The sequence below is a fragment of the Clostridioides sp. ZZV15-6383 genome (assembly GCF_020657735.1).
Classification (GTDB): domain Bacteria; phylum Bacillota; class Clostridia; order Peptostreptococcales; family Peptostreptococcaceae; genus Clostridioides; species Clostridioides difficile_D.
In genome coordinates this window covers 1-12,480 of sequence record NZ_JAGWCV010000075.1, presented here as the reverse complement: position 1 = coordinate 12,480, position 12,480 = coordinate 1, and the positions used below count along the sequence as shown (strand labels likewise).

Genomic DNA, 12,480 nt, shown 5'->3' with positions numbered 1-12,480 from the left:
GTAAAGGAGAGGATACTATACGAATTCTTGGAATATTTTACTTATACTTATTGCAATAGGAAACATAGTAGGTACTACAATAAGATATTTTATTAAACACAAAACTAATTATTGTAGTGAAAAATATCTCAATAAATTAGAATTAAAATATGGAAATATAGATAGAGAAAAAACCATGAAACTAGAAATATTTTACCACTATTTGATAGGTTTAGAATACATAATGATGGGTTTATTAATAAAAAGTTCATATATTGCAATGATAGCTATGATACTAGTATCCATTATAACACTGGTATCCTATTATTTAATTAGAAGGAGATATATTGTTATATAAGCTACTTATAATTAAACGCTAATAGAATTAGTACTTCAAGTAAAAAAGAAGGTAACAACTAATTAATTGCTACCTTCTAATCTATCCATTGATAAAATCTAACACTTTTTATAAAGTGTGTAAAATCTATCATTCCCTTTTAGAATATTATATTTTTCTTTATTCATAAAGCTTATCTTATTGCATATTCCTTCACCTATAACATATAAATTTTATGTTTGATATGGCTTATAATATTTTATATAACATAGTTAATATAAAACAGAAAGTACGAATAATCCTCTAAATATTCATATCTAGATTTACATACCACATAGTTAATATAAAACCTTAATATTTTTATAGCTATATCAATAGCTTTATTAAATTTACATACCACATAGTTAATATAAAACCAAAATATAAAAAATAAATTTCCTTTTAGTTTGCCTTATTTACATACCACATAGTTAATATAAAACATGATGATTCACTCAAGGATATAGCAAATGCTGTATCATTTACATACCACATAGTTAATATAAAACCTTTGTACAAAATGTTGAAAATGCTGTAATAAAAGAAATTTACATACCACATAGTTAATATAAAACCCTCAAAATAAATTGAGCATTTCCAATACTTATACACATACAACTCTCTTAAATTTGCAGTGAGCGAGCAATAGTGCAATTGATAATAGTTCTCAAACATTCTCAAGACCTTATATTTCAACTGTTAAAGCATACTTTAGCATAAATACCGGTCACTGCAAAACTTCTATATTTTTATTATATCATAAAATTTATACTATAAAATAAAAATAGAATAATTTATAAATTGAATAGCACCTACGTGTTTGTAAATGCTTATTATATTCTTCCTGTGTAATTGCCCATAAATTCAACACTTCTTTTAACTTCTTTATTATATTTCTAGCTGAAGCCAACATAAAAACAATTTTTTTTAAATTAGAACATACTGATATAAAAATAACTATGAATAGCCATTCTCACATTTTAGATAAAATGAATAAGGAAGCATGTGAGAATATAAGTAATGTTCTCTTTAAATAATGTTCAGTTTTATATCAGTTCAATGTCAGTCAATATCATATTTTTCTTAAATGTCAGTTATAGATAATAATAAATACTACTAAACAACTACACTTTACTAATAAATACTATTATCTAATAGTATTTATTAGTCAGATTTGATATAATACATATGGTAAAATTTTAATTTATAAAACCAAAAGATAACTTACATATACTAAAATTAACAAATCTAAAACTAAGGAGACTTATATGTTAAAAGCACTAAAAGGAAATATAATTTTCACAAAAACTTCAGACACTTTCACAGTATTTGAAAATAGTTACATTATACTGGAAAAAGGCAAGGTAAAAGGAATCTTTAAAGAAATACCTAAAGAATATAAAAATCTAGAAATAGTAAATTACACTGATAAACTTATAATACCTGGTATGAATGACCTTCATTGCCACGCCTCTCAATTTAAAAATCTTGGAATGGCTATGGATAAAGAACTTTTGCCATGGCTTGAAACTTATACATTTCCAGAAGAGTCAAATTATGAAGATATAGAATATGCAACGAAAATGTATAAAAAATTTGTAAAAGAAGTTTGGAAATCTGGAACTACAAGAATAGCAGTATTTGCAACAGTACATAAAGAAGCTTCTATGAAACTTGTGGATATATTCAAAGAAGTTGGTCTTGGAGCATATGTTGGTAAAGTAAATATGAATATGAATTGCCCTGACACTTTGTTGGAAAACACTTATGATTCTATTACTGATACAGAAGAAATTATAAACAAATATAGTGATACAGATTCTATTGTAAAACCAATCATAACTCCTAGATTTATCCCAAGTTGTACAAGTGAACTTTTAAAAGGTTTAGGAGATTTATGTTTAAAATATAATATTCCTATACAATCACACTTATCTGAAAATCATGATGAAATTGAATGGGTTAAAACTTTAGAACCCGAATCTAAATTTTATGGAGATGCCTATAATAGATATAATTTATTTGGTCAAACTCCTACTCTAATGGCTCATTGTGTTCATTGTTCTCAGGAAGAAATAGATTTAATGAGAGAAAATAATGTTATGGCAGTTCACTGCCCAGCTTCTAACTTTAATGTTGGTAGTGGTGCTATGCCTATCAGAAAATTAATTGATAATAATATTAGATTAGCGCTTGGTTCAGATATAAGTGGTGGACATACATTATCAATATTTAAAGCAATGGTATCTGCAATACAATTATCTAAATTATATTGGGTGAATTCTGGTAAGAAGTGTAATTTCCTATCTTTGTCTGAAGCTTTTTATATTGCAACCAAAAGTGGTGGAAGTTTCTTTGGAAAAGTTGGTAGCTTTGAAGAAGAGTATGATTTTGATGCATTGATTATTGATGATTCAGATTTAAATCATGCCAATTATTCTATACTTGAAAGACTTGAAAGATTTATATATGTTGGTGATGATAGGAATATCATTCATAGATATGTATGTGGAAAATTAATTGAAGAACCTAATATAGAATTATAATAAAAATTTTGATTATATAGAATTTGTTTATATAATCTGTTTAATTTACATAACTATAATTAGTAAAAGAGTATATTTTAAACCTAAAAAACTATAGGTTAAAATATACTCTTTTTCTTTAGTCTATTTATAACTTTAGTAATTATATCATATTTCCCTTAATATAATCCCCTGTTCACATCTTAGATTATCTATATACATCCGAATATTAAAAAAATAATTATGATTTTATAGAACTAATCAATTTTTTCTTTGTAAGCATTTTTAAACTTTATTTTTACTTTTGCTGTATGCTTTACATACACTAACTATTAAGAGTATACCTATCACTCCAAGTGATATTCTACTGATTACAAATCCCTGTGGAATATTAAATGCAAGATTCCCCATCATATCTGCAACTTTACTCTCCAGTATAGAGTTTACTAGACTCTTACCAGATATAATAGATAGTGCACCAGAATTTGTTATAAGGAATATTATTGGAATAAAAATATATAGTAAATTTCCATTTATATTACCAATAAACATGCCAATCCCTAATACAAATAATACAGATGGTATTAAAATAAGAAATATAGGCTGTACAAACTGACCAAAGTTATTGAATTGAAATACTCTATTGTAAAAAATAAAACTTATCGCAATTACAATTGCAACTGTTAGAAGATATGCAACTGTTATTGTAATACTTTTTAAGCAAAAATATGTTGTAGGCTTTATCTTAGTTGTCATAGTAATTGTCCTTACTGCTTCTTCTTTTTTTGAAAATATATATGTACAAAACATAAGAACTATAACTAGTAAAAATGGATTTACATCAAGTAAAAAACTTGAATAGCTCCACTCTGAAAATGGTGCTGTATCATTTAAACCATAGATTGTTTTTGTCTTAAGAACATTGTAGGAGAACCATCCTGTTATTAATAGTAAAACTAAATATACCTTAGAAAATAATAGTCTCTTCATTTCATATTTCATTATTTTTAAATTATTCAAGATTCAATTCCTCCCCTGTAAGATTACAAGCTTTTAAGAAATCATCATATTTTAATACATTGTACTTGTATTTATCATATAAACTTTTGAGAATAGTTTCAAATTTATCTTGACCTAAAATCTCCTCCGCCTTTAAAAGTTGTAGTGGCATTTTGTTGTAAAGAAGTCTCATAGAATTAGGTGATAAAATATTGAATACATAGTTCTCAGGTAACTTTTCTAGATACTGTGGATTATTCATATAGAAATTTCTCTTAAGTTTATCATTTTCTTTTTTCCAATTGTCTATGGTTTTTTTACTATACTCTTTTCCATATTCATACTCCATAAACTTATTAGTCGCATAATTTGTTATACCTTCTGATGACCAAGGTGATATCATTGGGTCAACTTGTACTATAATTCCCCACCATTGATGACATATTTCATGTGCCAAAACTTCAACCCCATTACCACCTTCTCCTATACTATTTTCAAATACACCTGGGTTGAAAATACTTTCATCCATATAACTTATATTCTCATATGCTTTTCCTCCAGTCCCAATGCTTGATGTAGCTCCCCCTTCTACTAACTTAAGTGGAATAACTTTATAAGGCTCTAATTCTCCATATTGCTTCGTATAAAAAGCAATAGAATCTTTTATAATTTTCTCTGCATTCATTTTGTTTATCTTATCTTCATTCTTTCTATTATAATAAAACTGTACCTTAATCCCACCTGCTTGTATATCTTTTTTTACATAGTCTGCAGCTATTATAGTTAATCTAGTTCCTTGTGTATTGAATTTCCATGTACATTCATTATTCTTTTTATCAACTTTTAGCTTTTCTGTACTGATTCCACTTATTACAGGTGTTATACCTGTAGGTAAAGTGATGTTACCGTGAATCATTGATTCCATTGTATTCATAACATCAATTTTAGGCTCTGGGTATATTGAGCTACCAACTATCTTAATATTCTCTTCACTTATTATATCTCCTGAAAGAATTTCTTCGAGCAATTGATTATTTATTAATTTACCTCCATACTCAATTTCAATTTTAAGATTTTTTTCTTTAGTCGTATCTAAACTAATTCGCCCTTCTGGTTGCTTCTTTTTAGAGATATCAAATTTAGCTTTTTTGCCATTTATCTTGATATCTTTAACATTGTATCCAGGATTTAAATCAAATTTCAAATTTTGTTCTTTACCACTATTATTTTCCATAGTATATTCTATTTTCCCATCCAAGCTTGCCTTCTTAGGATTTATTTTTATATCAAGACTTGAATCAATTAATTTTATATCCTTATTTAACTTTCCATCTTCTTTAGTAGCCATAACTACACCTGAACCAGATTTCTTATCTACTACATTCTCCATTTTAGTTGGAGGGCTATCATCATAATACGGTTCTAATGCATATATACTATAAGAACTAGCAATTAATACTACAGTTAAAATTGATATTGATATTTTCTTAATATTAAACATCATAGATGAAAAGATATTTTTTTCATATTTTCTTGTACATATTATACCCATTAAATAAGTTGATATTGACACGAAACTCCAAAGCAGTCTATTCCAATATAAAGCTCTTAATTGCAAAGCATTTCCAAAGCTAGAGGAGTAAATAGTGACCTTTGTCTGTACCCAATCAATAAGATAACTACCTTTTACATTTATAGATAAAAATATTAGTATAAGTAACATAATTATACTTAAATCAATACGTCTTGTTATAGAGTAAAATCCAGCTGAAAGTAAAATACCAAATAATATAGCTGGTAACATTAAAACTAAGTAATTTATCAGATAAATATTTAAACTAAAATCCTCACTCATCTTAATGATAGAGTATGGTAGACAGATAATCATTGAAATTATTACAGATACTATAGCTGATACAAAAATAGAAATTACCCTAGCTAGATTTAAAATTTTGGCATCCATGATAGTTTCTATAATCCCATTAGTTTTGCTTCTGTAGACATTATCCATCTCATATATTGTAAACATAGAAAATAAGACTGCGCCTATTAAAGCCCCTAGTTTTGCTGGATTAAGTAAAACAGGTACACTCAAACTAAGCTCTTGTCCTAAATTACTTTGTAGTAATAATTCAGGCATTTCATACATTATTATTGATAAACCTGGTATCAATGCTATTACTAATATGAAAGTCCATGTAATCTTTGAACTAAAAAGCCTCTTTATCTCATCTTTGATAAATTTAATTGATTGCATTACTTTATCTCCTCCTCAGATATTAAAAACATATATGCATCCTCTAGGGATGGTTCTACAGACATTGCAAAATCTGGAAGTTTATGACTTACAATACGATATGAAGTTCCTGTTGTGGTAAGAATACTTGATGTAACTTTAAATTTACTTTTTTTATCACTATGTATTTTTCCATTTTTATCTTCATAAATACCAACATGTCCTTGTGCTTTTTTAATTAACTGTTCTGAGCTTCCATCAAACAATACATTTCCTTTATTTATCACGATTAGTCTATTACATACTGACTGGACATCCTCTATAATATGTGTTGACAATATTACAATTTTATCTCTTGAATTTTTTGAAAATAAGTTACGGAAGTTTATTCTCTCTTCAGGGTCTAATCCAACTGTAGGTTCATCCAGTATTAATAGTCCTGGATTTCCCATTATTGCTTGGGCTATACCTACTCTCTGTTTTTGTCCTCCTGAAAGGGTTTTAATTTTTGAGTTTCTTTTTTCTGATAAATTGGTCTGATTAATAACTTCTTCTATTATCTTTTTTGTGTTTTTATTAATACCTTTTAAAACTGACATATATTCAAGAAATTGATATACTGTTAGTTCATCATATAAACCAAATTCTTGTGGTAAATATCCCAATTTACTTTTTAACTCTGTCTCACACTGCTGAAGAGATTTACCATTTACTAAAATCTGACCTGATGTTTGTAATATTCTTGAAGTTAGTAGCTTCATTAAAGTGCTTTTTCCTGCTCCATTTGGACCCAATAAACCTATAAAATTTGGACTTTCAAGGCTTATATTTATATTTTTTAGCGCTTCCTTTCCTGCTTTATAAGTCATATTTAAATTTTTAACATCGATTTTCATATTTCACTCACCTTTCATATTTTTAGTTTCTTATTACATTTTTTATTATATAAATGAAGTATGTAGTTAATATGTTCTTGCCTTGTTTTTTATATGGTACCTAAATACTTTTTAAATACATGTTTATACTCAAAATAACCCTACACTAAAATTTAACTTTAAAATTTTAGTATAGGGTTATTTTATTTATAAAATATTTACTTCAATATATTTTTTAATGCGATAGGAAATATAGCTGTAAATTTTACACCCACTGATGTATTTTCAATTTTATATTTGACCTTGTGCATATCAAATATAATTTTAATAATATACAATCCTAAACCACTTCCACCAGATTGTCTACTTCGTGACTTATCTACACGATAAAAAGGATTAAAAATATTTTCTATCTCAGATTCTTCTATAAATGTATCTGAATTTTCAACTTCAAAAACTCCACATTCATTATTCTTGTACAATTTTATATTTACCAAAGCACCGTTTTTTGAGTGCTTAATTGAGTTGTTAATAATATTAGAAATAGCTTTTTTCATCAATTTTATATCTACAAAAGAGTATAAATTTTTTTCTATATCACTAATAATATGTATATTCTTATTTTCTGCTAATATTAAGTAGTTTTGTATTGATTTTTGTATTAATGAACTCATATTGATTTCTACTGTATTTAATTTAAATCCAGATGACTCCATACGAGAAATATCAAGAATTTCACGTACCATTTCTTCCATGCTTTCCATTACCTTAAGTGAATGTCTTAAATAAGTATCTCTATCTTTATACATGCCAATATTATATATCATGCCTTCAAGTTGACCTTTTATAATCGTAATTGGTGTTTTTAGCTCATGAGATACCGCTACAAAAAAAGCTCTTCTACTTATTTCATTCTTTCTTTCCTTTTTAATATCTTCTTGAAGCTTTGAATTTGCATGTTCAAGATTATTAAGTGTAATTGATAAATTATGTGCAAGTTCATTTAAACTTAAAGCAAGAGAACCTATTTCATCATTACTTTCTATATCACATCTAACATCTAAATTCATCTGTGCAATTTTTTTTGAGGTGTTACTTATCTTGACAACAGGTTTTGTAATTACTCTGGAATAAATAAATGCAGTAACTAGTGATATTATCAAAATCATTATTGCGACTACTGGTATCAATTTTAATAAAATTATAGAAGCTTCATCAACTACCATCAATTTTGGTACGATAGAGAGAATATATATATCTGAACTATCTTTAAATGTAATCTCAGTGGATATAGCATTTACATAGCTACTTCCCGAAATTTGATTATTTAAGTACTTAGATAAAAAATTATCTTCATTGAATATAGCTTTTTGCTTCTTATTTGATATAATATTTTCATCATCTAATTTACCATACTTTATATCAGATGGTATTTTTACTGATTTTCCATTTTTCACTAAATCAATAGACACATTATTTTCAATTATAAAATCATAAAATTTAGGTGCTGAATCCTCATATTTAGTATTCTTAATAACTTTAACAAATTCATCAAGATTTTTTTTGATATCATCGGTTATGTATGATTTATATGTTTTGGGCATTGACATCATGATAAATATATAAATTAGCGTACAGGACAAAATAAGTATCAAGGTTGTACTTAAAAAAACTTTTCTATTTAGACTTTTCTTAATCCAATACATCAATCCTATATCCTACCCCTCTTATTGTTTCTATGTAATCCACATCAAGTTTTTTTCTAAGATTTTTTATATGTGTATCTACAACCCTTTCATCTCCTAAAAAATCATATTTCCACAGGCTATTTATTAAATTTTCTCTAGTAAGTACACGACCCTTGTGTTCTATTAATTCCTTTAGAACTTCAAATTCTCTAGCAGTCAATTCAATCTTTTTACCATTAACAAAAACTTTATATCCTTCAACATCAATATTGATATCTCTATATAATAAAAATTTCCTATCCTCATGATTTTCTTCTTTGTCACCGATTCTTCTTAATACTGCCTCTACTCTTTTTAGAAGAACAATTGTAGAAAAGGGCTTTGTAATATAATCATCCACTTTTAATTCAAATCCTTTTACTTGGTCTGTTTCTTCATCCAACGCTGTAAGTATAATAATTGGAATATTAGATTCATTTCTTATCATTTCACAAACTACAAAACCATCTATCTTTGGCATCAAGATATCCAATAAAATCAAATCAAATTGTTGTTTTTTAAACTTCTCAATCCCATCAAGACCATCATTTGCTGTTATAATAGTATAACCTGCATTTTCTAAAAATGTTTTTATTATATTTTGGATATCTATATCGTCTTCTATGACCAATATTCTCTTTGACAATTTTATCCCCTCTTTCTATAACTATAAACTTTAGGTTGTATAATATACATTTAGATTATACATTATCTTTATGTTTTTAATGTGTAGCATAAGGCAATTCTCATAAACTCCTCTCCTATTATATATTGCTAAAATTATCAATTCAATATAATATTTCTATGAAATTTTTACCATTTATTATTCTAAAAACATTTCCTTATTTTATTTTTATTAATTTTTTTTAGAAATACTAAATTTTATTTGTAAATATATAGCAATTTTTACATTATTTTTATATAATATATATGTACAAATAATTTTGGAGGTTTTATCTAATGAGTAAATTTAAGAATGTTACTGCAGTAAAAAAGGCAAACGTTTATTTTGATGGTAAAGTAAGTAGTAGAGTAATAATACTGCCTAATGGAGAAAGAAAAACTTTAGGATTGATGTTACCAGGAGAATATACTTTTTCTACTAGAGAAGAAGAAATAATGGAAATGCTTGCTGGAAGTATGGATGTAAAACTACCTGGAAGCAATGAGTTTATAACTTATAAAAAAGGTCAAAAATTTAATGTTCCTAGTGATTCAAGTTTTGATTTAAAAGTTAATGAAGTTGTTGACTACTGTTGCTCATATATAGCTGATTAATAAAAATACATATTCTTACATAAAATTAAACACATCTAAAAAGAGCAGTTCAATAAAAACCGCTCTTTTTTATTATCAATTTAAAGTTAATTTAAATCTGGAACTATTGTCTCTAATATCTCATCCAACACGAATAACATAACTTTTATCATAATTGGCATTAATACTGCTAGTGCCATAGTTATGAGAATTAATTCTCTATTCAATGCTACAAATGAGAATAATCCACCTAAAAATAGAATTCCAACAACAAATGCAATAGTCATACTTACAATTAAAAATAATCTTTCTTTATTAAATGGTAGACATTGTTGTCTTAATATCAAAAGACCACATATACCAGTTAATATAGCACACATTGTAGAAAATACACTTGAACTATAACCTAAATATTCAACTATATTGTAAACAATAATTACATTTACTGTCACACATAGTGCTCCTGGTAAAGCATTTTTTAATATATTGAGTAAAAAGTTTCCTGAAATTCTACTTTTATTTGCTTCAAGGGCTAAGAAGAATGATGGTATACCCACTGTTACAGCACCAATCAGTGACAATTGTATAGGCACAAATGGATACTGTCTACTGAAGAAGAATAATGTTAACAGCGACAAGAAGAATGAAAAAATTGTCTTTACTAAGAACAAAGAAGATGCTCTTTGAATATTATTGATTACCCTTCTTCCTTCCATAACAACTTTTGGCATTGATGCAAAGTTTGAATCCAACAAAACTAAATTAGAAATATTTTTAGTAACGTCACTTCCAGATGCCATGGCGATACTACAATCAGCTTCTTTAAGTGCTAACACATCATTTACACCATCTCCAGTCATAGCTACTGTATGATTTTGTTTTTTTAATGCTAAAATCATTTGTTTTTTCTGTTGTGGACTTACTCTACCAAAAACGCTGTACTTATCAACCGCCTCATATATATCTTTATCATCTTTAAGTGTTGTTGCATCAATAAAATTACTAGCTGTTTTAAGACCTGCTTTTCTAGCCACCTCACTTACTGTTATTGGATTATCCCCAGATATAATTTTTATATCTACACCTTCATTATAAAAGAATTCTAAAGTCTCCTTAGCTTCATCTCTAATTTTGTCCAATATCAATATAAAAGCTAGTGGTTTTATATCTTTGGGTATATTGTTATCTTCCATATAAGAATCACTATGAGCTAAAACTATTACTCTATTTCCTTTTTTAGAATATCTTTCAACCTCTGCTCTAAGTTGTTTATATTTTTCTCTAAATATAAACTCAAATGCTCCTAGTAAATATATACCTCTGTTTTCAAAGGTAACTCCACTGTATTTTCTTTCTGACGAAAATGGTATTAGATTCTTAACTTTATATGTATCTGAAATATTATATTTATCTCTTATTGCATTTAGTGTTGCATTATCATCTTTAAGAGAATTACATATATTCCCCATTATTTCATTAATATCTACTTCTTCCAACATTACCACATCATCAACTTGCATTTTACCTTCTGTAATTGTGCCTGTTTTATCAAGGCATAATGTATCAACTCTAGCAAGAGTCTCTACACAGTATAATTCTTGCACTAAAGTTTTATGACTAGCAAGCTTTATAGTTCCTACAGCTAGAGCAATACTTGTAAGTAGAGTTAGACCTTCTGGTATCATACCATTTACAGCTGCCACAGTACCTACTACAGACGTAGCTATAGAATCTCCATTTCCAAAATGTTGCTTTGCAAATAATATAATCCCTAGAGGAATAATTATTATACCAACAACTTTTAATATTGCATTTAATGAATTTCTAAGCTGAGAATTATGTTTTTTAGAAGTCTTGGCATCATTAGCTATCTTATTTGCATAATTATCTTTTCCTATATTTTCAACTCTTACAAAAGCTTCTCCAGAAACTACAAAACTACCAGAATATAAGAAGTCACCCTTATTTTTTACAATAATATTAGATTCTCCTGTAATCAGAGATTCATTTACCTCTAATTTTCCATCTAGAACTTTTGAATCTGCACAAATTTGATTGCCTGTTTTTAAAATCATAATATCATCTAATACTAAGTCTTGCACATCAATCTCTTTTTTCTCTTTTTCCCTTATAACAGATACCTTATTTGAAACTATAACAGATAGATTGTCCAATAATCTTTTAGCTCTTATTTCTTGAATTACTCCTATAATAGTATTAATTACAGCAATAAATATAAATAAGGTGTTTTTAAAAGAACCAACTGAAACTAATAGACAGACTAAGACAATATTTATGAGATTAAAAAGTGTAAATATATTATCTTTAAAAATTTGTTTATATGTTTTAGTTTTTCCACTATCAAATACATTAATTAAATTATCATCTATTCTACTTTGAAGTTGCTTGTCATTTAATCCAATATTTATATCACAATTATATCTTTTTAAATTAACACTATCCATATTCTACTCCTTTCAACTTAATGCTTTTTTATACTCAAAGC

8 protein-coding genes and 1 CRISPR repeat array are annotated in these 12,480 nt (G+C 26.9%); of the genes, 2 read left to right on the top strand and 6 right to left on the bottom strand.

The features are described 5' to 3' along the window. Nucleotides 1-637: 637 nt before the first annotated feature. Nucleotides 638-930: direct repeats of the CRISPR family, unit length 29 nt; unit sequence ATTTACATACCACATAGTTAATATAAAAC. A 693-nt stretch (nt 931-1,623) separates the two neighbouring features. Then, nucleotides 1,624-2,901, top strand: a complete 1,278-nt coding sequence (locus tag KGF42_RS17420) for an amidohydrolase family protein (protein ID WP_227821762.1) — start codon at nt 1,624-1,626, stop codon at nt 2,899-2,901. A 264-nt stretch (nt 2,902-3,165) separates the two neighbouring features. On the opposite strand, the gene KGF42_RS17415 is transcribed toward KGF42_RS17420, so the two are convergent. The 5 genes from KGF42_RS17415 to KGF42_RS17395 form a co-directional block, all read right to left on the bottom strand. Next, nucleotides 3,166-3,900: a hypothetical protein gene (locus tag KGF42_RS17415; protein ID WP_227826778.1), complete on the bottom strand. Its 735-nt coding sequence runs from the start codon at nt 3,898-3,900 to the stop codon at nt 3,166-3,168. After that, on the bottom strand, nt 3,893-6,136 hold the full coding sequence (locus KGF42_RS17410) for a M1 family aminopeptidase (RefSeq protein ID WP_227826777.1): 2,244 nt from the start codon (nt 6,134-6,136) through the stop codon (nt 3,893-3,895). The genes KGF42_RS17415 and KGF42_RS17410 overlap by 8 nt, the downstream gene beginning before the upstream one ends. Then, the gene (locus tag KGF42_RS17405) at nt 6,136-7,011 is read right to left on the bottom strand and encodes an ATP-binding cassette domain-containing protein (protein ID WP_227826776.1); all 876 of its coding nucleotides are present in this window, start codon (nt 7,009-7,011) and stop codon (nt 6,136-6,138) included. Before KGF42_RS17405 ends, KGF42_RS17410 begins: the two co-directional genes overlap by 1 nt. Before the next feature lie 197 nt (nt 7,012-7,208). After that, nucleotides 7,209-8,594, bottom strand: a complete 1,386-nt coding sequence (locus tag KGF42_RS17400) for a sensor histidine kinase (RefSeq protein WP_227826775.1) — start codon at nt 8,592-8,594, stop codon at nt 7,209-7,211. An 88-nt stretch (nt 8,595-8,682) separates the two neighbouring features. Beyond that, nucleotides 8,683-9,363 carry a response regulator transcription factor gene (locus KGF42_RS17395; protein ID WP_227821757.1) on the bottom strand — a complete coding sequence of 227 codons (681 nt, stop codon included), beginning with the start codon at nt 9,361-9,363 and terminating at the stop codon, nt 8,683-8,685. A gap of 314 nt (nt 9,364-9,677) precedes the next feature. Between KGF42_RS17395 and KGF42_RS17390 the strand changes: the two genes are divergently transcribed. Next, the gene (locus tag KGF42_RS17390; RefSeq protein ID WP_227826774.1) at nt 9,678-9,995 is read left to right on the top strand and encodes a pyrimidine/purine nucleoside phosphorylase; all 318 of its coding nucleotides are present in this window, start codon (nt 9,678-9,680) and stop codon (nt 9,993-9,995) included. Between the two features lie 86 nt (nt 9,996-10,081). Here the strand turns inward: KGF42_RS17390 and KGF42_RS17385 are convergent, their stop codons facing one another. Then, nucleotides 10,082-12,439 carry an HAD-IC family P-type ATPase gene (locus KGF42_RS17385; protein ID WP_227826773.1) on the bottom strand — a complete coding sequence of 786 codons (2,358 nt, stop codon included), beginning with the start codon at nt 12,437-12,439 and terminating at the stop codon, nt 10,082-10,084. Nucleotides 12,440-12,480 lie beyond the last annotated feature (41 nt).